Here is a 25,844-nt window from a genome sequence, read left to right as displayed (position 1 = left end):
CATGACCGACCGCTCCGCCGACACCGCCCTCCTCGATGCCGCCCGCGCCCTGGACGCGTCCGACCCCCTCGCGGCCCACCTCGACGCCTTCGTCGAGGCCCCGGGCGTCACGGCCTACCTCGACGGCAACTCGCTCGGCCGCCCGCTGCGCGACGTGCCGGAGAAGCTCGCCGCGTTCGTGCGCGAGGACTGGGGCACCCGTCTCATCCGCTCCTGGGACGAGCGGTGGATGGCCCTGCCGATGGAACTCGGCGACCGCATCGGCGCCGTCGCCCTCGGCGCGGGCGCGGGGCAGACGGTCGTGTCCGACTCCACGAGCGTCCTCATCTACAAGCTCATGCGGGGCGCCCTTCGACAGGCTCAGGGACCCACGGGCGCGGCTCAGGGACCCACGGGCGCGGCTCAGGGACCCACGGGCGAGGCTCAGGGACCCACGAGGCGGACGGAGCTCGTGATCGAGGAGGGGAACTTCCCCACCGACCGGTTCCTCGCCGAAGGCGTCGCGGCGGAGATGGGGGCCACGCTGCGCTGGATCACGCCCGATCCGGTGCACGGCGTCACGGTCGACGACGTCGCGGCCGTGGTCTCGGAGCGGACCGCGCTCGTCTCGCTCAGCCACGTCGACTACCGCTCTGGTGCCCTCGCCGACATGCCGGGCATCACCGCCGTCGTCCACGAGGCCGGGGCACTGATGATGTGGGACCTCTGCCACTCGGCGGGTGTCGTGCCGATGCAGCTCGACGACTGGGGCGTCGACATGGCGGTCGGCTGCACGTACAAGTACCTCAACGGCGGCCCGGGGTCGCCCGCGTTCGCCTACCTCCGCCACGACCTGCAGGGCGTGCTGCGGCAGCCGATCCAGGGCTGGTGGAGCGCCGCCGACATCTTCGCCATGGGCCCCGAGTACGTCCCGGCGGACGGCATCCGTCAGCTCCTCAGCGGCACGCCGCCGGTGACCTCGATGCTCGCGATGCAGGGCATGATCGACCTCATCGAACAGTCGGGGATCGACGGCGTGCGCGCCAAGTCGGAGTCGCTCACCGCGCTCGCGGTCCGGGCGTACGACGAGCTGCTCGCGCCCCTGGACGTCCGCCTGCTCAGCCCTCGCGACCCCGCGCTGCGCGGTGGACACATCACGATCGGGCACCCGGACTTCCGCGACGTCACGCGGCGGCTCTGGGCCGACGGCGTCATCCCCGACTTCCGCTTCCCGGACGGGATCCGGCTCGGGCTGTCGCCGCTGAGCACGTCGCACGCCGAGACCGTCGCCGGGGTGCTCGCGGTGAGGGACGCACTGGAGTCCGGTGTCTCCTGACCCCGCGGCACCGGTCGTGCTCGATGACATCGACGCCCGCCCCGGCAGCACCGCCTCGCTCCTGCGCACCCTGATCGGCCTGTATCTGCGCCCGCTCGGCGGCTGGATCTCCGCTGCCGATCTCGTGGCGCTGGCCGGCGACCTCGGAATCCCGGCGGCTCCCGCCCGGACGGGCATCGCCCGTCTCAAGCAGAAGGGTCTGCTCCTCCCCGAGCGCCGCGACGCGATCGGCTACCGCCTCAGCCCTGCGGCGGTGCCGATGCTGGAGCGGGGCGACCGCCGGATCTTCCGGATGCGGGAGATGACCGACGACGATCCGTGGTGTCTCGTGTCGTTCTCGATCCCGGAGAGCGCACGCAGCGTGCGCCATCAGCTGCGGCGCCGACTGCACTGGATCGGCGCCGGCGTCGTCTCCCCCGCCCTGTGGATCTGCCCCGGACATCTCCGGGAGGAAGCGGAGCAGATCCTCGACGAGCTGGATGCCCGCCGCTGGGCGACCCTGTTCGACGCGTCGGCCCCGGCCGCGGCAGGGACCCTGGCCGAGGCCGCCGCGGCGTGGTGGGACCTGGACGGGCTGCGCGCCGAGCACGAGTCCTTCCAGACATCGCTCGCGGCCCTGCCCGACGCGCCGTTCCCGGCCTACGTGCACCTCATCGACCGGTGGCGGGTGCTGCCCTACACGGATCCCGGGCTGCCCCCGGCGATGCTGCCGGCCGACTGGCCGGGCGGACGCAGCTTCGAGGCGTTCGCCCGGCTGTCGGCGGCGTGGGAGGCACCCGCCCTCGCCCACGTGCGCGCCGTGACGGCCTAGAGGGTCAGACCGGCGACCTCGCGGACGAACCCGGTCACGTGCTCCTGCAGCCGCAGGATCCGCATCTCGCGCGCGAGCTCGCGGTCGTACCCCGGATAGGCCAGCGGCGGGAGCCTGCGCACCGCGACATTGCACCCGAACTCCGCGCATGCGAGCACGCCGACGGTGTCGCCCTTGCGACCGGCGGCCCCGGCGCGGCGGGCGACGTACAGCTGCACGTCGTTGCGGAGCGTCACGTCCTCGCACCAGGAGCACTGCGCGCGGGCGAGCACGCGCTGCTCGGCGCGCTGCAGCACGACACCGACCGGCTCGTGGTCGATCCACGTGACGACGTAGGAGCGACGAGGCAGCTTCGGGTCGACCCAGCCGAGGTAGTCGAGCCGGTCGAAGTCCGTCTCGGCGAAGCCGGGCGGCAGGGTGATGTCGGAGATCTCCTTGCGGGAGGCGTTGCGGAAGGAGGCGCGCAGAGCGCGCTCGTCGATGGGACGCATAGGGGAAGAGCTTTCGGTGTGATCGCCGGAACGGCGAGACGGATCGGAGGATCACCCGGACGGTGCCGGGGTACGACGCAGCACCGGGGACGGGATTCCGCCTCCGGCCGGTCCTCAGCCTCTGCCTGCGGCGCTGAACGCGCCTGCAGCTCCGCTCCGCGCCCCGAGGGCGCTCATCGACGACAGCACCCGGCGAGCCTACACCCGTTTGTTTCGTCGCGTGTCGGGGGCGCTGCGGGATCCCGACCCGGTCGACGTACTCTGGCGGGACGCCGATCCGAAGGAGTCCCCGTGTCCACGCCGCTGCACCGCCGTCCGCCCCTCGAGGTGCGTGAGCGTGCGACGTGCATGTGCGGGAACGGCGGCCGCTGCTCGTCGTCGGCACCCGGCCACGCCCTGCACCTGATCCAGGAGCGCCTCGCGGCGGCGACTCCGGCAGGGTGGGCGGACGCGTTCGTGATCGCGGCGGATCCGGTCGCCGGAGACCTCGTCGTCCGCACGCTCGACGGCACCACGCATACGCTGTGGAACGGCTCCGGCGCCGCGCTGGAGGCCGCGATCGGCAGCCCGGTCGCCCTCCACCTCGACTACGCCGTCCTCGCCGTCGGGCGCACCCGCTTCAACGTCGCCGTCGTGTGACGATGCCCTGATCCCCTCGGGTCAGGCGCTCGCCATCATCATGTCGCGGACCGCCATGCAAGCGTTCATGCAGGCCTGACACGCCTGAGCGCAGAGCCGGCAGACGTCGCTGTGATCGGCGTGCTGCATGCACTCGTCCATGCACATCTGGCACATCGCGATGCAGGCGTCCAGCATCGCCATCATCGTGGCCGGCGTCATCCCCTGCATGCGGAGCATCGACCGCATCATCGTGTGACACATGTCCGCGCAGTTCATGCAGGCCGGAGCGCAGTCCATCTCCTGGGTCGCGCACACGGTGCAGGCCTGCTCGCAGGCGGCGCAGGCATCCATGCAGGCCTGCAGCACCGACATGTCCATCATCGCCATGTCCGGCATCGACTCCATGTTCTTGGACATGGCACCCATCATCATCGCGTCCATCGCACACCGCTCCCTTCGTCGAGGACGACGGGCAGGACACCCGCCTGGCGCCAGGCTAACCCCTGCGCGGACGGGAGTCGATGGTCGCGGGACGCTGACACGCCGCTGCGCGAATGTCAATCCCGTGGACGGTGCGGAGGGCCGGTGGGAGGCTCGAAGAGCAATCGATCCGTCAAGGAGAGGAGCCTCTTATGAGTGGCGCAGATGACATGAAGAACTCCGCCGAGAAGCTGGGTGGCAAGGCCAAGGAAGGCTTCGGCAAGCTGACCGACAACGAGAAGCTCGAGGCCGAAGGCCAGGCGGATCAGGTGAAGGCCGACGCGAAGCAGGCCGGCGAGAACGTCAAGGACGCCGCGGGCAAGGCCGGCGACAGCGTCAAGGACGCGTTCAACCGCTGATCCCCCACCCGCTGAACCCATGAAGAGGGGGAGGCTCGCCGATGGCGAGCCTCCCCCTCCGCACTCGGGTCAGACCTTGCGGCTGCCGGTGATCGCTCGGATCAGCCAGGCGATCACGGCGATGGCCAGGAGCACCAGACCGACCCACAGCAGGAACTGGAGCGACTGCACCAGTCCTCCGGTGATCGCGAGGATCACGGCGATGACGATGACGATGATCAGGAGGATGTTCATCGGTCTTTCCCTTCTCTGGGGGCGCGGGCGCCCGACTGCGGTGACACCACGCTAGACCCGAACCACACCCTCCCTGGAGGGGGTTGACTTCGACCCTCCCGATGCGCGAAGGAGCAGAGCAATGCCAGGACGACGCAACAATTCCCTGAAGGATCCGGAACTGTACGAGGAGCTCCGCGACGACGGCGCCTCGAAGGAGAAGGCCGCCCGCATCTCGAACGCCGCCGCACGAGACGGCCGCAGCTCGGTCGGCCGGCGCGGCGGGGAGCACGGTGACTACGAGGACTGGACCGTCCCCGAGCTGCGGAAGCGCGCGAAGGAACTGGGCCTCACGGGCTACAGCGGCAAGCGCAAGGCCGAGCTCATCTCCGAACTGCGAAACCACTGACCCGGATGACGCGCTTCGGGATCGAGGAGGAGTTCCTCCTGCTCGATGAGGATTCGCTCGTCCCCGTCGCCCTCAGCGGTGACATCCTGGAGCGCATCGGCGGCGAGGTCGCCGCCGGACGCGTGACCACCGAGTACCTGGCCTCGCAGCTCGAGGCCCTCACCGATCCGGTGCGGACCGGAGCCGAGGCCCTGCAGCAACTGACGACGCTGCGGGCTGCCATCGGCGCGGAGGCCCGCGCGCGGCGCGCGATCGCGGCGCCGACCGGCTCGCCGTTCACCACTCTCCGCTCTCCCCGGCTCTCGCCGTCGGCGCACTACGACGACGTCGCCCGGCGCCTGGCGCACCTCACCCGCGAACACGAGGTGAACGGGCTGCACGTGCACGTCGAGGTCCCGGACGAGGAGGAGCGGGTCCGTGCGCTGAATCGACTCCGCGCGTGGCTGCCCCTGCTGCTCGCCCTCAGCACGAACAGTCCGTTCGGCAACGGCATCGACACCGGCTTCGCCAGCTGGCGGAGCATGCTCATCCGCCGACTCCCCTCGTCGTGGTGCCCGCCCCGGTTCGCCGATGTCGACGACTACCGCACGCGCGTGGACCAGCTCCTCGATCTCGGGACCATCGGGGAGGCGACCTCCCTCTCCTGGGCGGTGCGCCTGTCCGAGCGCTACCCGACGGTCGAGGCGCGCGTCGCGGACACGCAGCTCACCGCGGAGGACGCCGTTCTCTCCGCGCTGCTGACCCGCGGCATCGCCCTGTCGTCCGCGCAGCGGATCGTCGCCGACGAGACGGAGACGATCGACGCGTCGATCTGGATGGCGTCGAGAGCGGGGATGACGGCCCGCATCCTGGATCCGCTCACGGGCGAGGTCGCCCCGGCCTGGACCGTGGCCGAGCACCTGCTCGACGACATCGGCCCGGTGCTGGACGAGCAGGGCGATGCGGACACCGTGCGAGCGGGACTCGCCCGGATGCGGGCGGACGGCACCGGCGCGGCGCGGCAGCGCGCGGCGCACGGACGGGACGGCCTCCCCGCACTCCGACGGCTGCTGGCGGAAGGTACCGGGACATCGGCTGACTGACCGGCCCCTCGCGTCCGACCCCGGGAGTAGGGTCGGCCTGTGTCATCCTTCGCCCCGCTCCAGCGGCTCGTCATCGCGATCGCCGTGCTGGCCTCGTTCGTCACGTTCCTCGACGGAACGGTGGTGAACGTCGCGCTTCCCGCCATCAGTGAAGAGCTGGGCGGCGGGATCACCACGCAGCAGTGGGTGGTCGACGCGTACCTCATCACCCTCAGCGCGCTGATCCTGCTCGCCGGGTCCCTGTCCGACGCCTACGGCCGGGTCCTGGTGATGCGGATCGGGCTCATCGCCTTCGGCATCGCGTCGGTCGCGGTCGCCGCAGCCATCGATCCGCTCATGCTCATCGTGGCCCGCGGAGCGCAGGGAGCGGCCGGCGCCCTCCTCGTCCCGAGCTCCCTCGCCCTCATCACCGCGACCATGCGCGGCGACCTGCAGGCGAGGGCCATCGGCGTCTGGACCGCCTTCACCACGGCGGCCCAACTGGTCGGCCCCCTCCTCGGCGGGCTCTTCGTCGACTTCCTCTCCTGGCGCTTCGTGTTCCTCATCAACGTCCTCCCCATCGGAGTGACGCTGGTGCTGCTCGCCCGCCTGCACCTGCCGGAGCACCCTCGGGGCGTCCGGGTGGACTGGTGGAGCGGAGCACTGTGCGCGCTGGGCCTGGGCGCCATCGTGTTCGCCCTCATCGAGCAGCCGAACCTCGGGTGGGCCTCCCCCGCGATCTGGATCCCCGCCGTGGTCGGGGCCGCGCTCTTCGCCGTCTTCCTGTGGCGGCAGGGCCGCTCGGCCACGCCGCTCATGCCGCTCTGGCTGTTCCGGGTGCGCGACTTCGGGTGGGGCAACCTCGCCACGCTCTTCGTCTACGCCGCGCTCTCGCTCAACGGCTTCGTCGTCGGCGTCTACCTCCAGCAGGGGGCGGGACTCAGCGCGACGGCGGCGGGACTCGCGAGCCTGCCGATGACGATCCTGATGATCCTGCTGAGCTCCCGCGCCGGCGGGTGGGCGGGGCGCTGGGGCCCGCGCATCTTCATGACCGTCGGGCCGCTGATCATGGCCGTCGGAGCGCTGATGCTGCTGACCGTGAACACCGCCTTCGACTACTGGGCGCAGGTGCTCCCGGCCATGATCGTGATGGGGCTGGGCCTGTCGCTCACCGTCGCCCCACTGACGGCCGCGATCCTCGGGGCCATCGACGAGAACCACTCCGGCATCGCCTCCGCCGTGAACAACGCCGTCTCCCGCGTCGCGGGGCTGCTGGTCGTCGCGATGCTGTCGACCATCGTCGGCGGCTCCCTCGACCTCAACGGGTTCCACAACGCCGCCTGGGTCACCGCGGCGCTCCTCGTGCTCGGCGGCGTCGTGTCGTGGATCGGCATCCGCCGGAACCCCTCGGAGGCGGCGGCGCCGCCGGTCGACGCCCCCGCGCAGCCGACGCCTCAGCCGCGATGACCGCGCCGCGCTCTCGACGCGGTCGAAGAACGGCACGCGTGTCCCTGACGCTGGCGGCGTGCGTCGCGATGGGGATCCTCGCTCTCGCCGGCTGCGCCGCCCCGACCGCCCTCCCTGCGGAGGGAACGGGGTCATCGGCCGGCGTCGTGCTTCCTCCGGCCGGAGCCCTTCCGGATTACCAGCTCGGCGGCGCGTATGATCCGGCCGAGGGTGTGGGCATCGTCGGGCGAGACCGCAGCGCGGAGCCGGTCGCGGGACTCTACTCCGTCTGCTACGTCAACGGATTCCAGACCCAGCCGGGCGAGCTCGCCGAGTGGCCCGACGACCTCCTCCTGCATGACGGTGACGATGTGGTCTTCGACCCGGACTGGCCCGACGAGGCCCTTCTGGATACCGGCAGCGCAGCGCAGCGGTCCCGCATCGCGGAGATCGTGATCCCCTGGATCGAGGGCTGCGCGGACTCCGGCTTCCAGGCGGTCGAGTTCGACAACCTCGACTCCTTCTCACGCTCGCTCGGCCTCCTGACTCTGGACCACAACCTCGCGCTCGCAGAGCTCCTCGTCGACGCGGCGCACGGCGTCGGGCTCGCCGCCGGACAGAAGAACGCTGCCGAGGATGCGGAGGCCCTGAAGGAGCGCGCGGGCTTCGACTTCGCCGTGACGGAGGAGTGCGCCGCGTACGCCGAGTGCGGCGCATACACCGCGGTCTACGGGCCGCACGTGATCGACATCGAGTACACCGACCAGCTCCCGCGGTCGTTCGCGGAGCTGTGCGCCGACCCGGACGCCCCGGCATCCCTCGTGCTCCGCGATCGCGACCTCGTCACGCCGGACGACGAGGAGTACGTCTTCGCCGGGTGCCCCTGACGATCGACGGAGGCGCTTGCCTGCCGAGCGCCTCGGCGTCAAGTCCCTGGCGGCCCCCGTTCGCGCGGACGAGGATATCGGTGATCGACTCGATGGGAGCCCCTCCTCATGACCGTTTCCACCCTCGACCCCGACACCGCCGTCGCCTTCTCGCCGCGCGGTCCTCTGTCGGGCGCCGTGCTCGACGTCCTCACCGGTCGCGGCGAGGACGCCGCCGCCCTGCCCGACCTCGCCACCACAGCCGTCGCTGGGAGCAGCGATGTGGTCCGGGACGACGACATCCAGCTCGCCCTCTTCGTCCTCTATGCGTCCTCGTACGGCTCGCTGCCGCAGCTCGATGCGGCGCTGGAGTGGGAGGCCGGGGTGGTCACCGCGCGCCGGATCCTCGAGGACGCCTTCGAGGCCGCACTGCGCGAGACCGTGCCCGTGCCCGAGCTTCCGGAGCCGACAGTCGACGCCGTGGGGCGTGCCCTGTTCGCCCTCGCCGCTGCCGATACGGGCCCCAGCCTGTCGCGGCACATCGCCAGGAAGGCCACCCGCGAGCAGGCCGAGGAGTCGCTGATCCTCCGCTCCGTGTACACGCTGCGGGAGGCCGATCCGCACTCCTGGGCGATCCCACGGCTGACCGGCCGCCCCAAGGCAGCGCTGGTGGAGATCCAGTCGGACGAGTACGGCGGCGGCCGACCGCAGCGGGTGCACGCGGAGCTCTACGCCCGCGCCCTTCGCGCCGCCGGACTCGACGACACATACGGCGCCTACGTCGACGACGCCCCCGCGATCACGCTCGCCTCGCACAACATGATGAGCCTGTTCGGCCTCAACCGCCGCCTCGTGGGCGCGATCGTGGGTCACCTCGCCGCCTACGAGATGACCTCGTCGATCCCGTGCCGCTTCTACGCCGACGGCCTGCACCGGCTGGGGTTCGCCGACGATGTCGCCGCGTACTTCGAGGAGCACGTGGAGGCCGACGCGGTGCACGAGCAGATCGCCGCCCGTGACCTCGCGGGCAGCCTCGCCGAGGACCGTCCGGAGCTGCTCGCAGACATCCTGTTCGGCGCGGCCGCGTGCCTCACGGTCGACGGCTGGGCGGGTGCGCACACCCTCGACGCGTGGACCGAGGGCCGCTCGGCGCTGCGGGAGAGGACGACGGCATGACCGCCCGGGACGAGCCGGTCACCGTCACGGCGTACCCGGACGGCCCCCTCCTGGTGCGCGGAGAGATCGAGTTGCACGCGAGCGACGGCACGGTGATCGACCCGCGTCGGCGGACCGTGGCGCTGTGCCGCTGCGGGCTCTCCGCGCTCAAGCCGTTCTGCGACGGCACACACAAGGCGGCCGGTTTCCGCACCGAGGACTGAGCGGGCGTCAGCCCTCCGGCCAGTAGTGACTGTCCGGGATGGCGCGCGCACCGAAGATCGCCTGCCCGACCCGCACGCACGTCGCGCCCTCCTCGACCGCGATCTCGTAATCCCCGGACATACCCATCGACAGGGCGCCGTCGCCGATGAGTTCGGGGTTCTCCTCACGTGCTCTGTCACGGAGGGTCCGCAGCAGCGCGAAGCAGTCCCGCACCCGGGCATCGTCCGGTGTGAGCAGCGCCAGCGTCATCAGGCCGCGCACACGGAGAGCACCGTACGAGGGCAACGCCTTCAGGAAGTCGAGAAGCTCCTCCGGCGGCATCCCGAACTTCGAGTCCTCGGCCGAGGTGTTCACCTGCACGTACACGTCGAGGCTGCGCCCCGCGGCCTGCAGGCGCCGGTCGAGAGCCTCGGCGACCCGCAGCCGGTCGAGCGCCTGGAACTCGGCGGCGAAGGAGGCGACGTCCCTGGCCTTGTTCGTCTGCAGGTGGCCGATGACCACCCAGTCCACGTCCAGGTCGGCCGTCTCCCGGTGCTTGCGCACGGCTTCCTGCACCTTGTTCTCGCCGAGTCGGCGCAGCCCGGCGTCGATGGCCACCCGCACCCGATCGGTCGGCACCGTCTTGCTCACCGGGAGCAGGTGCACCTCACCGGGGTCGCGTCCTGCGCGCTCCGCGGCGGCGTCGATGCGGGCGCGGACGTCGGCGACGTTGGCGCGGAAGTCCGCGGCGGTGAAGGCCGTCGGGTAGCGCTCGGCGCTCTCCCTCACACGCTCGATCTTTGACATAGGTCAAAATCTAACATAGCTTCGACACCACGTCGCGTACCCGCCGACGCCCCTTTCACGAAGGAGCCCGTCCATGTCCGCACCCGGCCTGTTCTCCGACACCGCCCTGTCGACCCCGCGCCTGCGCACCGAGGTGCCAGGGCCGCAGAGCCGGGCGCTGCACGAGCGCCGGCAGCGGGTCGTCCCGCGCGGCGTCGGCAGCGTGCTCCCCGTCTACATCGAGCACGCCGACGGCCCCTGGGTCACCGACGTCGACGGCAACCGCTTCCTCGACCTCGGCAGCGGGATCGGCGTGACGACCATCGGCCACACCAATCTCGCAGCCGTCACCGCCGCGGCGGAGCAGCTCGACCGGGTCACGCACACGCTCTTCACCGTCACCCCCTACGAGGGCTACGTGCGCCTCGCCGAACTGCTCGCGGAAAAGGTCCCCGGCACCCACGAGACCCGCACGGCCTTCGCGAACTCCGGCGCCGAAGCCGTCGAGAACGCGGTCAAGATCGCCCGGAGGCACACGGGACGGCGCGCCGTCGCCGCCCTGGACCATGCCTTCCACGGGCGCACCAACCTCGCACTCGCGATGAACCACAAGGCGGCGCCGTACGGCACCGGGTTCGGTCCGTTCGCGCCCGATGTCCACCGCCTCCCCAACTCGTACCCCTACCGCGACGGCCTCGACGGCGAGGAAGCCGCCGCGCGCACGATCGCCCATCTCGAACAGCGGATCGGCGTCCACGACCTCGCGGCCGTCATCGCCGAGCCCATCCAGGGCGAGGCCGGCTTCGTCGTCCCGGCCGCGGGCTACCTCCCCGCCCTGCAGGAGTGGTGCACGGAGAATGGCGTGGTGTTCATCGCCGATGAGATCCAGACGGGCCTCGGGCGCACCGGGACGTGGTTCGCGAGCACGCACTTCGACCTCGTGCCGGACCTCGTGCTCACGGCGAAGGGCATCGCCGGCGGGCTGCCCCTGGCCGGGGTGACCGGCCGCGCCGAGATCATGGACGCGCCCGACCCTGGCGGCCTCGGCGGCACATTCGGCGGCAACCCGGTCTCGATCGCCGCCGCCCTCGCAGTGTTCGACGAGCTCGAGCACGGGACCTTCTTCGCCGACGCCCGTCGGATCGGCGCCCACCTGTCCGCCCGACTCGAGGGTCTGCGCACTCGCCATGCGGTCATCGGCGACGTGCGCGGGGTCGGCGCCATGCAGGCCTTCGAGCTGAGCACCCCCGGGACGACGCGACCGCTGGCCGGGGCCGCCTCCATGATCGCGGAGTTCGCCGCCCAGCGCGGCATCCTGCTCCTCACTGCCGGCAGCGACGGCAACGTGATCCGCTTCCTCCCCACTCTGACCACGACCGACGAGCAGCTCGACGTCGCCGTGGACGTGATCGACGAGGCCCTCAGCGCGCTCCGCTGAGCACGCGGAGGCACAGCGCCTCCCCGCTCCACCGCACGCGGGCGAGGTCGTGCACGACCAGGTCGGGGTCAGCCGCCCCGGAGCCTGCGCCCACCCCGACCACGAGGCCGGCACCGGCCGCTCGCGCCGCGCTGACCCCCGGCGCCGAGTCCTCGAAGACCACGCACTCCCCCGGGTCCCGCCCGAGGAGCCGTGCGGCGCGGAGGTACGGGTCGGGCGCCGGCTTGCCTCTGTCCACGTCTTCGGAGGCGACGAGCACCGCGGGCGCCGGGATGCCCGCTCCACCCATCCGGGCGGCCGCGACAGCTCGGTTGCTGCTCGTCGCGACCGCCCACACCTCGGGGGGCAGCGCCGCGAGCAGGGCAGCGGCGCCGGGGATCCCGGTCGTCGCCGGGGCGACGGCGAGCTCCCGAGCGAGGAGGTCGGCCGTCGCCTCGGCCGCCCGTTCCGGCCCCACGATCGCCGCGACCACCTCACTCGGCCGCATGCCATGAGGCGCGTCCCGCAGGAAGTCGAATCCCGGGGCGTGCCGGAGCGCCCAGGCGTCCCACGCGATCGCCGCCGAGGGGACGGAATCCACCAGCACGCCGTCGCAGTCGAACAGGACCCCCGCGGCGCGCACGATCACCTCGGCACCTCGAACCTCGTGTGCTAGTTTTGGCATAGGTCAAATCTATCCGAGGAGAGTGCATGTCCGCGTCCCGCACGCCCCGGACGGCGATCGCCGTCCGCCACGTCCCCTTCGAAGACCTCGGGATCATGGCCCCGCTGCTGGCGGCGCGCGGCTACGAGACCACACTGCTCGACGCCGGCATCGACGCGATCGACCCGGACGCCGTCGCGGACACAGACCTGCTCCTCGTCCTCGGCGGACCGATCGGCGTGTACGACGAGGATCGGTATCCCTTCCTGCACTCCTCGAAGGCGGCTCTCGCGACCCGGCTCGCCACGGGCGGCGCCACGCTCGGCGTCTGTCTCGGCGCCCAGCTCCTGGCCGAGGCTCTGGGCGCAGAGGTACGCCCGACCGGGGCCGTCGAGATCGGCTACGGCCCACTCGCACTCACCCCCGAGGGCCGGGAGTCCGTCCTCGCCCCTCTCGACGGCGAGCCCGTGCTGCACTGGCACGGCGACGAGTTCGCGATCCCCGCCGGGGCGCACTCCCTGGCGCACACGCCCGGCTTCCCCCATCAGGCCTTCGCCGTCGCGCGCACGCTCGGACTCCAGTTCCACCTGGAAGCCGACCACCGCGTCATCGAGCGCTGGCTCATCGGTCACGCGCACGAGCTCCATCACCACGGCATCGACCCGCGGACGATCCGGGAGCAGGCGCAGCGGCACGGCCCGCGGCTCGAGGCCCTCGCCATCCGTGTGCTGAGCGACTGGCTCGACGAGGTCGAGGCGTAGCAGGCGGGCAGGGGAAGAGGCCGGACCCCCAGCGAATCCGGCCTCTGCTCCCCTCGACCTCAGGCGGCGCGACGCAGCGGCACCGTCGGGAAGTCGATCGGCACGTCGAGCGCGATGTTCACGTAGTTCGTGAAGAGGTTCAGCGCGACCTGGCCGATGGTCTCGACGATCTGCTCGTCGTTCCAGCCGTGCGCGCGGAGAGCGTCGACGTCGGCCGAGGTCACCTGACCCCGCTCCTCGACGAGCTTGAGCGCGAAGGCCAGCAGAGCGGCCGTACGGCGGTCGTCGGAGTTGCCGGCCTGGGCCTCGGCGAGCGCCTCGGTCGTGAGGCCCGCCTTCTTGCCGAGCGCGGTGTGCGCCGCGAGGCAGTAGCCGCAGGAGTTGCGGTTCGCGACCGCGACCGCGATCTGCTCACCGAGGGCCGCGCCGAGCGTGCCCCCACCGTAGGCGCCGAAGGCGCTCCACATGCTGGTGAGCGCGGCGGGCGAGTTCGCGACCGCGCGGAACATGGCGGGGACGGCGCCGAAGACGGAGCCGATCTGCTCCAGCTGCTCCTTGACGGGGCCGGTGGCGGTCTCACGGTCGACGAGAGGGACGTTGGGCATGGGGTGCTCCTTTGTGTGTCGGGACGGGCCGGATTCGGCTTCCCCTTCAGTCTTGCTCGCCGCGCAGTACGATACGCATCATCTGGTCTTGCGTTCGTGACATATCGTCCAGAAGAATGGAAGCATGCCACCGCTGGACCGCCTCACCCCGCTGCTCGACCGCTTCCGGGTGCGCAGCCGCCTGTTCCACACCGGACCCCTGTGCGGGACCACGGTCTTCGCCGCGAGTGCGGGCCACGGCTTCCTCCACGTGCTGCGTCGCGGCGAGATGGAGGTGACGCACCAGCGCCCGGACGGCGGCATCGAGCGCGAGACGATCACCCGCCCGAGCCTGCTGTTCTTCCCCCGCCCCGTCGACCACACCTTCCTCAGCGCCCCGACCGATGAATCCGACTTCGCCTGCGCGACGATCGACTTCGACGGCGGAGCCACGCACCCGCTCGTCCGCACCCTCCCCCCGGTGATCGTCCTGCCGCTCGACGAGGTGTCCACCCTCGCCCCCGCGCTGGACCTCCTGTTCGCCGAGGTCGACAACGTGCGCTGCGGTCGTCCGCTGCTGGCAGACCGGATGTTCGAGGTCGTGCTCATCCAGCTCCTGCGCTGGATGCTCGACCACTCCGGCGATCTCACCCTCCCGCCGGGGCTGCTGCCCGGCCTTGCGGACGAACGCCTCGCACCCGCCCTCGTGGCGATGCATGAGGCCCCCGGCGAGCCGTGGACGCTCGACACTCTCGCGCGGACCGCCGCGATGTCGCGCAGCGCCTTCGCGGCGCGCTTCAAGGAGGTCGTGGGCCGAGCGCCGGGCGACTACCTCACCGAGTGGCGTCTCACGATCGCCCAGGAACAGCTCCGTGCGGGGATGTCCGTGAGCGCTGTGGCCGCCGACCTCGGCTATGCGAGCGCCTCCGCCTTCTCCCGCGCGTTCGCCCAGCGGCTCGGTCGCTCTCCGCGGGCCTGGCTCGGCCTCGCCGCCTGAGCTCAGCCGCCGGCTGACATCACGGCAGCGACCCCGGTCACGATCCGGTCGAGGTCGCCGGCCGTGAGCGAAGGGTGCACGGGGAGGGAGAGCACCTCCTGCGCCGCCCGTTCGGTCTCCGGAAGCTCGTCGGCCGGCGCGAAGCGCGCCAGCGAGGGCAGCCGGTGGTTCGGGATCGGGTAGTAGACGCCGGAGCCCACCCCGTGTTCGTCGCGGAGTGCGTCGCGCACCCGGTCGCGCTCCCCCGCGGCGACCCGCACCGTGTACTGGTGGTAGACGTGCTCGGCGCCCTCCGCGACCGCAGGCACGGTGAGCCCGTCGATGCCGGCGAGCGCGGCGTCGAGGAATGCGGCGTTCTCCTGGCGCTGGCGGGTCCAGGCGGCGACCCGCCCGAGCTGCACCCGACCGACCGCGGCGTGCACCTCGCTCATCCGGTTGTTGTAGCCGACGACCTCGTTCGCGTACTGGGTCTCCATACCCTGGTTGCGCAGCAGTCGGACCCGGCGCGCGACCTGCTCATCGACGCACGAGACCATGCCGCCCTCGATCGCCGTCATGTTCTTCGTCGGGTAGAGGCTGAACATGCCGAACCTGCCGATGGTCCCGGCCGGCCGCCCTCGCCAGGCGGCGCCGTGGGCCTGCGCGGCGTCCTCGTAGATGTCCAGGCCATGGTCCTCGGCGACCTCCTCGATGTCGTCCACGAGGAACGGATGCCCGTACAGGTGCACCGGCATGATGCCTTTCGTGCGGGCGGTGACGGCGGCACGGACCCGCGCCGGATCCAGCGTGAAGTGCCTCGGCTCGATGTCGACGAACACCGGCGTCGCGCCGGCCAGGACCACGGAGTTCGCGACCGCCGCGAAGGTGAAGGACGGCACGATCACCTCGTCGCCCTGGCCGACACCGGAGGCGAGCAGGCCCAGGAGCTGACCGCTCGTCCCGGAGTTCACCGCGACGGTGGTGCGGCCTCCCACGAAGTGCATCGCGAACTCGCGCTCGAACGCCGCCACCTCGGGGCCCTGGGCGAGCATGCCGCTGCGGAGCACGCGTTCGACGGCTGCCACCTCGTCGTCGCCGATGAGCGGCGCGGCGGCCGGGATGAAGTCCTTCTGCATGGGTATGTCCTTCGTCGGGAACGGCTCGGCGCGAGCCGGATCGGAGGTGGAGGCAGGAATCGAACCTGCGTGCACGGTCTTGCGGACCGCGACCTGGCCACTCGGTCACTCCACCGGGTCAGATGTCCTCACGCGCCCGGCGGCGAGTACCCCTGCAGGAAGCGGCCGAAGCGCTGCACCGCATCGATCAGCGTGTCGGTCTCGGGCAGGAAGGCGAGGCGCACGTGATCGGTGTCGGCGCCGTTGAAGGCGCGGCCGTGCACCAGCAGGATGTGCTCCGCGTCGAGGAAGTCGAGCACCAGACGCTCGTCGTCACGGATGCCGAACACCTCAGGGTCGAGGCGCGGGAAGAGGTAGAGCCCGCCACCCGCCTCCTGCACGTCGACGCCGGGGATCGCTCGGAGCGCGGCCGTGGCGGCGTCGCGCTGCATTGTCAGCCGCCCCTCGGCCGAGACGAGCGCGTCGAGCGATGCGTCGTGCTCCAGGGCCGCCGTGATCGCGTGCTGTGCCGGCACGGACGCGCACATCCGCATCGAGGCGAGCAGCCGCAGACCGGAGAGGAAGGGGTCATCGGCAGCGAACCCGGTCGTCAACGCCCAGGCGGCCCGATACCCGGCGACGCGGTGCGTCTTCGACAGGCCGGCGAAGGTGACGCAGGGCACGTCGGGGGCGACCTGCGCCGTGGAGACGTGCGTGAATCCGGGGTACACGACACGGTCGTAGATCTCGTCCGACAGCAGCAGCAGACCTTGGCGACGGGCGAGCTCCGCCACGCCCTCCAGGGTCTCCCGCGGGTAGACCGCGCCGGTGGGGTTGTTCGGGTTGATGATGACGATGGCCACGGTCCGTGGGCCGATCGCCGCCGCCATGGCCTCGAGATCCGGGAGCCACCCGGCCTCCTCCGCGCAGCGGTAGTGCACGGGCTCACCCCCGGCGAGGACAGTCGATGCGGTCCACAGCGGATAGTCGGGACTCGGGATGAGGACCTCGTCGCCCGGCTCCAGCAGCGCCTGCAACGTGAGACCCACCAGCTCGGACACGCCGTTGCCGACGGTCACCGCCTCGATCCCGAGGGACGGGAACCCGGCCCGGCGCGAGTAGTGCACGCGGATCGCCTCCCTCGTCTCCGGAAGGCCCGGTGATTCCGAGTACCCATGGGCGTGCGGAAGAGCCTCGCGCAGGGCGTCCACGATGACCGGCGGCGCCTCGAAACCGAACGGGGCCGGGTTGCCGATGTTCAGGCGGAGGATCTGCTCGCCGCGGGCTTCCAACTCGGCCGCACGCTCGGCCACCGGACCCCGCAGGTCGTAGAGCACGCCGTCCAGGCGCGATGATCGGCCGATCCGGAACGGGGCCCTGGCCGTCATTCGTCCCCCTCGGCCTCGGCCGGACCGGAAGCGGCGGCGATGTCGTCGGCCAGTCGTCGCAGGTCGGCGTCGTCGAGGTCGTGCACCGTCAGACGCAGATGGTGGCCGCCGGTCGAGCCGTCCTCCAGCGCGAACTCGGACCCCGGTCGAACGAGCCATCCGCGGTGCGCGAGCCGCTCGGCGACGACCGCGGCCTCCTCGCGGACATCGACCCACGCATTCAGACCGCTCTCCGCGGTGACGGCCGATCCACGGGCGGAGACGAGCGCGGCGAAGGACCTGTTGCGCGCGGCGTATCGGGCCCCCGCCTCCGCGATGAGCCGGTGCACGTCTTCGTCACGGAGCATGGTCGCGGCGAGCTGCTGCATGACGTGGCTCACCCACATCGTGCCGGGGCTGAGCCGGAGGGCGAGGCGCTCGGCGGTGACGGGGTCGGACGCGGTGAGGGCCAGCCGCATGTCGGGTCCGAGGAACTTGGACACCGACCGCACGAGAGCCCACCGTTCGTGGCCCGGTCCGATGACGGTGGCGTACGGAGTCGGGGCGAGCAGCGAGAAGTGGTCGTCCTCGATCACCAGGACGTGGGGGTGCGGAGCGAGCACCTCGCGCAGCGCCGCGGCACGCGCGGGACTGATGCTGACCCCGGTGGGGTTGTGCGCGCGGGGCGTGCAGACGATCGCGCGCACACCGCTCTCCAGAGCGTCACGCACGCCCTCCACGGTCATGCCCTCGTCGTCGACGGGTATCGCGACGGGCGTGTACCCCGCCAGACGCGCGGTCTGGATGCTCGAGAGGAAGCACGGATCCTCGAGACCCACCCGGTCGCCGTGCACGAGCGTCTGAGCGAGCAGGCGCTCCACCGCGTCGACCGCCCCGGCGGTGACCGAAAGACGGAAGGGGCGAGGCTGGTCCTCCGCGATCCATCGGGTCGCCCACTCGGCGAGACCGGCATCGATCACCGACTCGCCGTAGAGGACGGGGCTCGGGTGCACGGCTGCGAGAGCGGCGGCGAGGTCGGGAAGGAGGGCCGCCTGAGGGTTGCCGTTGGCGATGTCGCGGAGCGCGGTTCCGGGCGTGAAGCCCTCGTCCGGCGTGGCGGCGGGTCCGAGCACGGTCGTCCCTGTGCGCCCGCCGGTGGTCGCGATGCGGGCGGTGACGAGTGCGCGGTAGGCGGCGAGCACGGTGTTGCGATTGACGCCGAGCCGCTCGGCCAGCGTGCGGACCGGCGGCAAGCGGTCTCCGGCGACGAGCGTCCCCCGTTCGACGAGGTCGCGCACGCTCTCCGAGATCTCCGCGGCGGTGACGCCGCTGATCCCGTCGGTCTCGTCGTCTCTGCTCTCCGCCGCTGCCATGACTCGACGGTAGGGGAGATTTTGACCTATGTCAAAATCTCCCCGGGGATCAGGGGCGGTCGTCGACCTCCACGCCGTCCTCGATCTCCTCAGGCTCCAGGTCGGTCACGTCGACCTCGGGCGCGTCGCCCTCCCCGTTGTTCGCGGTCGGGGGCTCGCCGTGGAATCCGGTCGTCTCGTCCTGTCGCGGATCGGTCATGATGCCTCCTCGGTTGATGGGACTCCATGATCGGCCCGCCGCGCTGCCGGAGCGAGCACCTTGACAACGCCGCCTCCGGTGGCCCGGCTCCCGATGCACGCAGGCGGAGCCCAGGTACACCGGTTACCGTTCAGGAGCGGTCGGTCCCCACGGATCTCCTCCCGCATCCCGCACGATCACCGCGATCCCCCGACAGAGGACACGATGACCCCCGGCACTCTCCCCCTCGCCGCTTCCGCCCCCGGCTACGACGGATTCATCGGCTGGGTGCTCAGCCTGATCGAGACCCTGGGCGAGGTCGGCGTCGGCCTCGCCGTGCTCATCGAGACGTTCGTCCCGCCGATCCCCTCGGAGGCGATCCTCCCGGCGGCGGGATTCCTCGCCTATGACGGGCGGATGAACGCCTGGGGCGCCTGGGCCGCGGCCACCATCGGCGGACTCGTCGGCGCATGGATCTGGTATGCGCTCGGCGCCGCCGTGGGCCGGGACCGCACGCGGCGCATCGTCGGACGCATCCCCCTTCTCGACCACGACGACTTCGACAAGGCCGAGGCGTTCTTCGCGCGCTGGGGCGGCGGCGCCGTGCTGTTCGGTCGCTGCGTGCCCCTCGTGCGCTCGTTCATCTCGATCCCGGCCGGCATCGAGCGCATGGCGCTGTGGAAGTTCACGCTGTACACGCTGGTCGGCTCGGCGGTCTGGAACGGCATCTGGATCGGCCTGGGCTTCGCCTTCGGCCCTGCCATCCGGCCGATCCTCGAGCAGTGGAGCGGCGTGATCTCCGATGTGGTCGTCGGCGTGCTCATCCTGCTGCTTCTGGTGTTCATCGCGCTGCGCATCCGCCGCCGCATGCGCGAGGCCGCGGCACGGCGGGCAGAGGACAACGGGCAGGCCTGAGGCCCCTCCCCCGCGCGGCTTCGTGTCACGAGGTGTCAGCCGGCGGCGTCGGCCGCGACGATGTCGCCGAGCTTCCAGGCCCGATCGAAGTACGGCTGCAGCGGCCCGTAGAAACGGAAGTAGCTGAACCAGTGCCGCCCCGGAATCGTCTGCACCCAGTTCGAGCGCCCCTCCGTCGGCGGCTCCGGGCCGAACCACAGATCGACGGAGCCGTCCTCGTTGTATCGGAGGTCCTCATCGCGCGACCCGCGGTCGCCGCGCTGCTGCTCGTTGTCGATGAGGCAGCGGGTGTCGGAGTCGTACACCGTCGCAGACCAGAACAGCTTCGCCGGCACGTCCGCCGGCACGTGCAGGCGATAGGTGCGGGCACCGTCGAGCCACTCTCCGTCGGCATCGGTGTAGGCACCGAGGTAGGCCTGCCCGACACCGGGTGTGGTGCTCTTCATCGCCTCCGAGAAGCTGACGGCCTCGTAGAACCATAAGGCCCTCTCGAGGAGCTCGTCATAGCCGTCGCCCCGCTGCGCGGAGTTGTCCAGGACGATCGCCTGCTCCCACACACGGTCGGGCCAGTAGCTCCCCTGCGCGAAGCGCTTCGCGAACGTGTTCGCCTGCGCCATCAGCTCACCCGCTTCGGCGCCGCGCTCCAGGATGCGGGTGAGACGGTCGTCCGGCGCGAAGGGCTCCCCGACGCGGATGCCGAGCTGCCGCAGCATCGCGAGATAGAAGCGATCGCGTTCGTCGACGACCTCCGACTGGTAGATGCGGTGCAGAAGACGCCAGTAGTCCATGCCGCGCGGCTGATCGCCGCTCCACGGCCGACCGTCCGGAGAGATGATGCGCGTCGGTGCGGGGTCCTCCCGATCGCGGTACGGGTAGATCCGTACGGCGCGCACGAGGGCATCGGCGCGCTCCGGATCAGGGTCGAGCGTGCGGAAGCCGAACATGATGTTGACCCCGGAGGACTGCAGGATCCGGAACTCGGCCGTGATGTCTGCGGGGACGGTCGCCCCGGGCGCGACGATCACGTACTTGCCGCCGCGCCCCTGGTCCGGCCCCATCTCCCCCATCGCCCCGACCTCCCGCTGCCAGAAGTCGGAGACGCCGCCGGCCGTGTGCCCCGGGGGCAGGTCGATGACCAGCGCTCCGGTCTCGGCGAGGTCGAAGAAGTTCAGGATGTACGGCGTCGTGGCATTCGCCGTGATGAGGCCGAGGCGGTCGCGATACGTCAGGTATCGGACGAGATCACTGCTCGTCGCACCGAAGACCTCCTCGTGCTGCGACTTCCACTGCGCGTAGGAGACGAGCGGAAGAGCCCAGAGGTAGGCCTGGCAGGCGAACTGGAAGTCCACCTCGTCGAAGATCGCGGGGATCGACTCCCGCGCCGGCAGCTCGCCGTCCTTCCGTACCCCGTCGAGTCCGCTCGCTCCGGTCATATCCGTCCCCCTCTGTCAGCGCGCTCCCGTACTGCGCGAATCGGCTCCGCCTGAACCCCGACAGTAGCGGGGCGGACCTGCCCGCGGAAGGGGTGCGATGTCGGCGGATCGGGGCACGATGGAGGCATGACGGACGGCTACGACCCCGCGTTCCTCGGCATCCCGCTGCCGCTGCCCGCGCCCCCGATGCCGGTGCGCGCGCTCCCTGCGCCCCGGTTCACGGTGCTGCTCGATCCGGAACGGCGCCTCGCCGCGGTGACGGCCGTGACCATAGACGGCGCCCGCCTGCGGGATCTCCCGCGCACGGGTGAGTGGCGCCTCGACCCCCGGGTGCCCGCGGAGGAACAGGCGGGGCCCGCCGTCTACGCCCGGAACGACCTCGACCGCGGACACCTCGTCCGTCGCCGCGACCCGGGATGGGGGGAGCTCGACGAGGCCCGCGCCGCCGCGGAAGCCACCTTCACCTACCCCAACGCGGCCCCGCAGGCGGCCGCCTTCAACCAGTCGAAGGACCTCTGGCTCGGGCTGGAGGACCACGTGCTGGCCTATGCAGAGGCGACGGCGCAGCGCCTATCGGCGTTCACGGCCCCGGTGCTCGCGGACGCCGACCCGCCGTACCGCGGCATCCGCGTGCCCCTGCGGTACTGGAAGATCGTGGCGTGGCGCTCCGAGGACCGACTCGCGGCCGCCGCATTCATCCTCGACCAGACCGAGCTCGTGGACACGCGGGAGGGTGCCTTCGCCGTCGCGAGCCTCGGCGCCTTCCGCACGTTCCAGGTACCGGTCGCCGAGGTGACAGCCCTCACCGGGGTCGACCTCGGCCCCCTTCCCGACGCCGATGTGCTCCCCCGGCGCGGACTCCGCGAGACGGCATGGCGCCCGCTGCACACCGCCGACGACATCGTCCTGTGACAGCGGGCACCCCGCATCACTCGCCGGCGCGCACGCCCTCGAGCGACGGGTAGTCGATGTACCCCTCGGCAGTCGAGCCGTAGAACAGCTCGGGGCGGGGCTCGTTCAGCTCGGCCCCGGTCCGCCACCGCTCCACGAGGTCGGGGTTGGCGATGACGGGACGCCCGGCCGCGACCGCGTCGGCCCAGTCCTCCGCGACCAGTTCCTCGGCCGCGGCTCGGGTGGTCTCGACGCCGAAGCCGGTGTTGACGATGAACGGAGCGCCCGCCGCTCGGCGGATGGCCTGCACGAGCTCTCCGGCCGGCTCGGCGTGCAGCACGTCGACGAAGGCCAGACGCAGCGGCGCAAGTCCCTCGGCCAGCGCGGTGTAGGTCGCGAGCACGTCGGCGGGGTCGTCCTCGATGACGCCCTGGATGCCGTGGGCCGGTGAGAGGCGGATTCCGGTGCGGTCGGCACCCACGGCTGCTGCGACCGCCGTGGTCACCTCGACCGCGAAGCGCGCACGGTTCTCCGGCGAGCCGCCGTACCGGTCGTCGCGGACGTTGGACACCGGGGACAGGAACTCGTGGACGAGGTAGCCGTTGGCACCGTGCACCTCGACGCCGTCGAAGCCGGCCGCGATCGCGTTACGCGCGGCCTGGACGAACTGCTCGACGACCACGGGGATCTCGTCCAGGGTGAGGGCATGCGCGACGGGCAGATCGGCCTTGCCCTTGAGGGTCCGCGTCTGCCCGGGGGCCGCCAGAGCACTCGGCGCGACGACGCGGGGCTCGCCGGAGATGTCCGGATGGCCCACACGGCCGCCGTGCATGAGCTGCATGACGATGGTGCCGCCCTCGGCGTGCACGGCGTCGGCCACGCGGCGCCATCCATCGATCTGCGCGGGGGTCACGATGCCCGGCTGCCCAGGGTACGACTTGCCTTCGAGGACCGGCCAGACCCCCTCCGAGATGATGAGTCCCTGCCCGGCCCGCTGGCGGTAGTACTCCTCGATGATCGCGGTCGGCACGCCCTCCGCGTCCGCACGGGTGCGGGTGAGCGGCGCCATGACGACGCGGTTGGACAGGTGCAGCGAGCCGAAGTCGGCGGAGTCGTAGAGAGTCACAGTGGGGCCAAGGCGTCCGACCGCCACTGTATTCCCGTGAATCGATGACGTATTCCGGTGTATCAACCGCCCAGATCGGCGACGAGGTTCGCGAAGTGGTCGAGGTCGGCGGCGGTCCAGCCGCGCAGGCGCTCGCCGATGCGCCCCTCATACCGGGAGCGGGCGAGAGCCACGCGCTCCTCGGCCAGCGGGGTCGCCACCAGCACCCGGGCGCGACCGTCCTCGGGATCGGGGATGCTCTCGACGAGCCCGAGCTGCTCGAGCTGACGCACCTGCCGGCTCACCGCGGACTTGTCCGTCTGCAGGCGCTCGATGAGTGCTCCCGCCGAGGTCGCCCGTCCGGCGAGGATCGAGGTCAGCACCTGGTAGCCCAGCGGCTGGAGATCCGGATGCACGGTGACCGCGGCCTCGCGCCACCCGACGCGGATGCGGGCGAACAGCCGGCCGAGCTCGTGCTCGACGCGGGCGACCGCCTGGTCGAGGTCGTCGATCGGAGCGCCGTCGGCGGGTTCGTCGGACGGGGCGCTCATATCGCCAGTGTACGGCGAAGCCCCGCGACCGGATGCGGTCGCGGGGCTGTGCTCAGACCTCGGCGAGGAGCCGGAACACCTTGGATGCGGCGTCGATCTCCGCGGGCGTGAGCTCATCGATGACAGCGCGGAGTCGGCTGCCGTACTCCCGGCGGACATCGGTGAGCGCAGTGCACGCGGCCGGTGTCGCGGTGAGCACCCGGAGCCGGCCGTCGCGCTCATCCGGCACCGAGGCGATCAGCCCGAGCTCCTCCAGCATCCGCACCTGGCGGCTGACGACGGACTTGTCCATCTCGAAGCGCTCGGCGAGCTCGTGCGCGCTGGCCGAGCCCGCCCGGTCGATGAAGGTGAGCAGCTTGTACCCCGCCACCTGCAGCTCCGGGTGGACCCGGGACGCCGATTCCTTCCACAGCGACCGGGTCCGCGCGAAGATGAGGTTGAGATGCGCCTGGAGGTCGCTGAGGGCGGTATCGACGTCGGGGGTGCCGACCGCCTCGGACGCGCTCATGTCAGCGCTCCTGCTTCCGATCGTCGCGCTCGAGCACGCTCACGGACCCCGTGGTGGTCGCCGGTTCGGCCTGCCCGGTGCGAATGGTCCCGGTCGAGAGGTTCGCGCCGACCTCGGCCTCGGAGACCTCGATGACGGACTCCTCGGCCTGCTCGCGCAGCTGCTCCGCGGCGTTCTTGGTGGACAGCGGCTTGTTCTTGATGAACGCGATCGCGATGATCGCGATCACGGCCAGCGGGATGGCGAGGATGAACGCGTCCGCGATGCCGTGCCCGTAGGCGCTCTCGACGATCGTGCGGATCGTGTCGGGCAGCTCGCCCACCTTCGGCACGTCGCCGGAACCCAGGCGCTCCAGGGCGCTGATCTCGTCGGGCGTGGTCGGGACGAAGCCCTTCAGACCGTCCTTCATGAAGTCGGCGACGCTCGTGGAGAGCAGCGACCCCATGACGGTCACACCGATGGTGCCGGCGATCGTACGGAAGAAGTTGACGTTCGACGAGGCCGCGCCCAGCTGCTGCGGAGCCGTGTCGTTCTGCACGATCAGGGTCAGGTTCTGCATGACCATGCCGAGCCCGGCACCGAGGACGAACATGTAGACAGCGACGAGCGGGAACGGGGTGTCGTAGCGCAGCGTCGCCATCAGGCTCACGCCGATCGTGGCGAGGATGGAGCCGGTGACCATCCAGCTCTTCCACTTGCCGAAGCGGCTGACGAGCTGGCCGATGATGATCGACGCGCCCATCTGACCGATGATCATCGGGATGGTCATCAGGCCCGACTCGGTGGGCGTCGCGCCCCGGGCCAGCTGGAAGTACTGCGCGAGGAAGACCGAAGTCGCGAACATCGAGACGCCGATCGCGATCGAGGCGATGACCGACAGCGTGAAGGTGCGGTTGCGGAACAGCGTCATCGGGACGATCGGCTCCTTGACGAAGAACTCGACCACGATGAAGGCGGCGATCGCGACGACCGCGGTCACGATGAGCGCGATGCTCGTCCCGGAGTCCCAGTCGAACTGGTTGCCACCCATGGACACCCAGATGAGGAGCGTCGAGACGCCGACGGCGAGCAGGACGATGCCGAAGTAGTCGATCGAGACCTTCGTGCCGCGCTGCGGCTTGGGCAGGTGCAGCGTGAACTGCAGCAGCACGAGGGCGAGGATCGCGAACGGGACGCCGACGAAGAAGTTGGAGCGCCAGCCCCACACGTCGGTGAGGAGTCCGCCCAGCAGCGGTCCGCCGATCGTGCCGAGGGCCATGATGCCGCCGACGACGCCCATGTACTTGCCGCGCTCACGCGGCGAGATGATGAGGGCCACCGCGATCATGACGAGCGACATGAGACCGCCGACGCCGATGCCCTGCACGACGCGGACAGCGATGAGCATGTTCGTATCGGTCGAGAATCCGGCGATCACGGTGCCGACCGTGAAGAGGATGAGCGAGATCTGGACGAGCACCTTGCGGTCGACCAGGTCGGCGAGCTTGCCCCAGATCGGGGTGGAGACGGCGGTGGCGAGAAGGCTCGCGGTGATGACCCAGGTGTACTGCGACTGCGTGCCGCCGAGGTCGGCGATGATGACCGGCATCGAGGTCGAGACGACCGTGCCGGAGAGCACGGCGACGAACATGCCGACGATGAGGCCGGAGATCGCGGTGAAGACCTCGCGGGCCGAGCGCGTGGTCTCGGAAGAGGATGAGGTGTGTGTCACGGGGGAATGCTCCTGCATAGAAAGTTGATCGAGATCAACCATACGCCGATAGTTGCGGTTTCGCAACTATCGGCGGCT

At 71.1% G+C, this 25,844-nt stretch carries 30 protein-coding genes and 1 tRNA gene; 15 read left to right on the top strand and 16 right to left on the bottom strand.

What is annotated here, in order from left to right; genetic code table 11:
* The first annotated feature begins 1 nt into the window (after position 1).
* Together ACIGJI_RS10390 and ACIGJI_RS10385 are read left to right on the top strand one after the other, a co-directional pair.
* A complete protein-coding gene (locus ACIGJI_RS10390) occupies positions 2-1,315 on the top strand; it encodes an aminotransferase class V-fold PLP-dependent enzyme (RefSeq protein ID WP_363446643.1) in 1,314 nt (437 codons plus the stop codon).
* A complete protein-coding gene (locus ACIGJI_RS10385; protein ID WP_363446641.1) occupies positions 1,305-2,126 on the top strand; it encodes a PaaX family transcriptional regulator C-terminal domain-containing protein in 822 nt (273 codons plus the stop codon). The genes ACIGJI_RS10390 and ACIGJI_RS10385 overlap by 11 nt, the downstream gene beginning before the upstream one ends.
* Here ACIGJI_RS10385 and ACIGJI_RS10380 read toward each other — a convergent pair.
* A complete protein-coding gene (locus tag ACIGJI_RS10380; protein WP_363446639.1) occupies positions 2,123-2,617 on the bottom strand; it encodes an FBP domain-containing protein in 495 nt (164 codons plus the stop codon). The genes ACIGJI_RS10385 and ACIGJI_RS10380 overlap by 4 nt on opposite strands.
* A 291-nt stretch (positions 2,618-2,908) precedes the next feature.
* Between ACIGJI_RS10380 and ACIGJI_RS10375 the strand changes: the two genes are divergently transcribed.
* Positions 2,909-3,256: a hypothetical protein gene (locus tag ACIGJI_RS10375; protein WP_268776623.1), complete on the top strand. Its 348-nt coding sequence runs from the start codon at positions 2,909-2,911 to the stop codon at positions 3,254-3,256.
* Positions 3,257-3,277: 21 nt separating this feature from the next.
* On the opposite strand, the gene ACIGJI_RS10370 is transcribed toward ACIGJI_RS10375, so the two are convergent.
* Positions 3,278-3,655 carry a hypothetical protein gene (locus ACIGJI_RS10370; RefSeq protein ID WP_231729507.1) on the bottom strand — a complete coding sequence of 126 codons (378 nt, stop codon included), beginning with the start codon at positions 3,653-3,655 and terminating at the stop codon, positions 3,278-3,280.
* A gap of 215 nt (positions 3,656-3,870) precedes the next feature.
* On the opposite strand from ACIGJI_RS10370, the gene ACIGJI_RS10365 reads away from it, so the two are divergent.
* Entirely contained in the window at positions 3,871-4,077 is a 207-nt protein-coding gene (locus ACIGJI_RS10365) for a CsbD family protein (protein WP_101848342.1), read from the top strand.
* 69 nt (positions 4,078-4,146) lie between these two features.
* Here the strand turns inward: ACIGJI_RS10365 and ACIGJI_RS10360 are convergent, their stop codons facing one another.
* Entirely contained in the window at positions 4,147-4,311 is a 165-nt protein-coding gene (locus ACIGJI_RS10360; RefSeq protein ID WP_164498167.1) for a hypothetical protein, read from the bottom strand.
* Between the two features lie 121 nt (positions 4,312-4,432).
* Here ACIGJI_RS10360 and ACIGJI_RS10355 point away from each other — a divergent pair, with 121 nt between their 5' ends.
* From ACIGJI_RS10355 to ACIGJI_RS10330, 6 genes are all read left to right on the top strand, one after another.
* The gene (locus ACIGJI_RS10355; protein WP_187662351.1) at positions 4,433-4,699 is read left to right on the top strand and encodes a Rho termination factor N-terminal domain-containing protein; all 267 of its coding nucleotides are present in this window, start codon (positions 4,433-4,435) and stop codon (positions 4,697-4,699) included.
* Positions 4,700-4,704: 5 nt separating this feature from the next.
* Entirely contained in the window at positions 4,705-5,781 is a 1,077-nt protein-coding gene (locus tag ACIGJI_RS10350; RefSeq protein ID WP_187662352.1) for a YbdK family carboxylate-amine ligase, read from the top strand.
* Positions 5,782-5,820: 39 nt separating this feature from the next.
* Positions 5,821-7,227, top strand: a complete 1,407-nt coding sequence (locus ACIGJI_RS10345; protein WP_363446637.1) for an MFS transporter — start codon at positions 5,821-5,823, stop codon at positions 7,225-7,227.
* Entirely contained in the window at positions 7,224-8,093 is an 870-nt protein-coding gene (locus ACIGJI_RS10340) for an endo alpha-1,4 polygalactosaminidase (RefSeq protein ID WP_396667027.1), read from the top strand. The genes ACIGJI_RS10345 and ACIGJI_RS10340 overlap by 4 nt, the downstream gene beginning before the upstream one ends.
* A 108-nt stretch (positions 8,094-8,201) precedes the next feature.
* The gene (locus tag ACIGJI_RS10335; protein WP_363446633.1) at positions 8,202-9,248 is read left to right on the top strand and encodes an iron-containing redox enzyme family protein; all 1,047 of its coding nucleotides are present in this window, start codon (positions 8,202-8,204) and stop codon (positions 9,246-9,248) included.
* Complete coding sequence (locus ACIGJI_RS10330; RefSeq protein WP_187662356.1) at positions 9,245-9,451, top strand: CDGSH iron-sulfur domain-containing protein; 207 nt, start codon at positions 9,245-9,247, stop codon at positions 9,449-9,451. The genes ACIGJI_RS10335 and ACIGJI_RS10330 overlap by 4 nt, the downstream gene beginning before the upstream one ends.
* Positions 9,452-9,458: 7 nt before the next feature.
* Here ACIGJI_RS10330 and ACIGJI_RS10325 read toward each other — a convergent pair whose 3' ends face one another.
* A complete protein-coding gene (locus ACIGJI_RS10325; protein WP_363446631.1) occupies positions 9,459-10,238 on the bottom strand; it encodes a YggS family pyridoxal phosphate-dependent enzyme in 780 nt (259 codons plus the stop codon).
* 73 nt (positions 10,239-10,311) lie between these two features.
* Here ACIGJI_RS10325 and gabT point away from each other — a divergent pair, with 73 nt between their 5' ends.
* Positions 10,312-11,655 (top strand): 4-aminobutyrate--2-oxoglutarate transaminase, encoded by a 1,344-nt coding sequence (gene gabT, locus ACIGJI_RS10320; protein ID WP_363446629.1) that lies wholly within the window; start codon positions 10,312-10,314, stop codon positions 11,653-11,655.
* On the opposite strand, the gene ACIGJI_RS10315 is transcribed toward gabT, so the two are convergent.
* A complete protein-coding gene (locus ACIGJI_RS10315; protein WP_363446628.1) occupies positions 11,639-12,319 on the bottom strand; it encodes an HAD-IA family hydrolase in 681 nt (226 codons plus the stop codon). The two genes, gabT and ACIGJI_RS10315, sit on opposite strands and share 17 nt — an antisense overlap.
* Before the next feature lie 26 nt (positions 12,320-12,345).
* On the opposite strand from ACIGJI_RS10315, the gene ACIGJI_RS10310 reads away from it, so the two are divergent.
* Positions 12,346-13,059, top strand: a complete 714-nt coding sequence (locus ACIGJI_RS10310) for a glutamine amidotransferase (RefSeq protein ID WP_363446627.1) — start codon at positions 12,346-12,348, stop codon at positions 13,057-13,059.
* Positions 13,060-13,118: 59 nt separating this feature from the next.
* On the opposite strand, the gene ACIGJI_RS10305 is transcribed toward ACIGJI_RS10310, so the two are convergent.
* Complete coding sequence (locus ACIGJI_RS10305; RefSeq protein ID WP_363446626.1) at positions 13,119-13,664, bottom strand: peroxidase-related enzyme; 546 nt, start codon at positions 13,662-13,664, stop codon at positions 13,119-13,121.
* 124 nt (positions 13,665-13,788) lie between these two features.
* Between ACIGJI_RS10305 and ACIGJI_RS10300 the strand changes: the two genes are divergently transcribed.
* A complete protein-coding gene (locus tag ACIGJI_RS10300) occupies positions 13,789-14,640 on the top strand; it encodes an AraC family transcriptional regulator (protein WP_363446625.1) in 852 nt (283 codons plus the stop codon).
* A gap of 2 nt (positions 14,641-14,642) precedes the next feature.
* On the opposite strand, the gene ACIGJI_RS10295 is transcribed toward ACIGJI_RS10300, so the two are convergent.
* The 5 genes from ACIGJI_RS10295 to ACIGJI_RS10275 form a co-directional block, all read right to left on the bottom strand.
* The gene (locus ACIGJI_RS10295) at positions 14,643-15,755 is read right to left on the bottom strand and encodes a DegT/DnrJ/EryC1/StrS family aminotransferase (RefSeq protein ID WP_363446624.1); all 1,113 of its coding nucleotides are present in this window, start codon (positions 15,753-15,755) and stop codon (positions 14,643-14,645) included.
* A 44-nt stretch (positions 15,756-15,799) separates the two neighbouring features.
* Positions 15,800-15,870 (bottom strand) — tRNA-Cys (locus tag ACIGJI_RS10290).
* A gap of 13 nt (positions 15,871-15,883) precedes the next feature.
* Positions 15,884-17,122, bottom strand: a complete 1,239-nt coding sequence (locus tag ACIGJI_RS10285) for an aminotransferase class I/II-fold pyridoxal phosphate-dependent enzyme (protein ID WP_363446623.1) — start codon at positions 17,120-17,122, stop codon at positions 15,884-15,886.
* On the bottom strand, positions 17,119-18,474 hold the full coding sequence (locus tag ACIGJI_RS10280; RefSeq protein WP_363446621.1) for an aminotransferase class I/II-fold pyridoxal phosphate-dependent enzyme: 1,356 nt from the start codon (positions 18,472-18,474) through the stop codon (positions 17,119-17,121). The genes ACIGJI_RS10285 and ACIGJI_RS10280 overlap by 4 nt, the downstream gene beginning before the upstream one ends.
* A 49-nt stretch (positions 18,475-18,523) precedes the next feature.
* The gene (locus ACIGJI_RS10275; RefSeq protein ID WP_187662366.1) at positions 18,524-18,673 is read right to left on the bottom strand and encodes a hypothetical protein; all 150 of its coding nucleotides are present in this window, start codon (positions 18,671-18,673) and stop codon (positions 18,524-18,526) included.
* Between the two features lie 204 nt (positions 18,674-18,877).
* Between ACIGJI_RS10275 and ACIGJI_RS10270 the strand changes: the two genes are divergently transcribed.
* The gene (locus tag ACIGJI_RS10270) at positions 18,878-19,567 is read left to right on the top strand and encodes a DedA family protein (protein ID WP_187662367.1); all 690 of its coding nucleotides are present in this window, start codon (positions 18,878-18,880) and stop codon (positions 19,565-19,567) included.
* Between the two features lie 35 nt (positions 19,568-19,602).
* On the opposite strand, the gene ACIGJI_RS10265 is transcribed toward ACIGJI_RS10270, so the two are convergent.
* Positions 19,603-21,000 carry a DUF1254 domain-containing protein gene (locus tag ACIGJI_RS10265; protein ID WP_363446619.1) on the bottom strand — a complete coding sequence of 466 codons (1,398 nt, stop codon included), beginning with the start codon at positions 20,998-21,000 and terminating at the stop codon, positions 19,603-19,605.
* 126 nt (positions 21,001-21,126) lie between these two features.
* On the opposite strand from ACIGJI_RS10265, the gene ACIGJI_RS10260 reads away from it, so the two are divergent.
* Positions 21,127-21,912 carry a DNA/RNA non-specific endonuclease gene (locus ACIGJI_RS10260; protein WP_363446617.1) on the top strand — a complete coding sequence of 262 codons (786 nt, stop codon included), beginning with the start codon at positions 21,127-21,129 and terminating at the stop codon, positions 21,910-21,912.
* A gap of 16 nt (positions 21,913-21,928) precedes the next feature.
* Here the strand turns inward: ACIGJI_RS10260 and ACIGJI_RS10255 are convergent, their stop codons facing one another.
* The 4 genes from ACIGJI_RS10255 to ACIGJI_RS10240 form a co-directional block, all read right to left on the bottom strand.
* Positions 21,929-23,017, bottom strand: a complete 1,089-nt coding sequence (locus ACIGJI_RS10255; RefSeq protein WP_363446615.1) for an alkene reductase — start codon at positions 23,015-23,017, stop codon at positions 21,929-21,931.
* Between the two features lie 62 nt (positions 23,018-23,079).
* Entirely contained in the window at positions 23,080-23,547 is a 468-nt protein-coding gene (locus ACIGJI_RS10250; RefSeq protein ID WP_187662371.1) for a MarR family winged helix-turn-helix transcriptional regulator, read from the bottom strand.
* Between the two features lie 52 nt (positions 23,548-23,599).
* Positions 23,600-24,055 (bottom strand): MarR family winged helix-turn-helix transcriptional regulator, encoded by a 456-nt coding sequence (locus ACIGJI_RS10245; RefSeq protein ID WP_187662372.1) that lies wholly within the window; start codon positions 24,053-24,055, stop codon positions 23,600-23,602.
* A 1-nt stretch (position 24,056) separates the two neighbouring features.
* Positions 24,057-25,784, bottom strand: a complete 1,728-nt coding sequence (locus ACIGJI_RS10240) for an MDR family MFS transporter (protein ID WP_187662373.1) — start codon at positions 25,782-25,784, stop codon at positions 24,057-24,059.
* Between the last annotated feature and the right edge of the window lie 60 nt (positions 25,785-25,844).

The sequence above is a fragment of the Microbacterium sp. NPDC064978 genome (assembly GCF_044543605.1).
Lineage (GTDB): Bacteria > Actinomycetota > Actinomycetes > Actinomycetales > Microbacteriaceae > Microbacterium > Microbacterium meiriae.
Note: the sequence above shows the minus strand (reverse complement) of the source record. Positions and strands in the feature narration are given on the sequence as shown.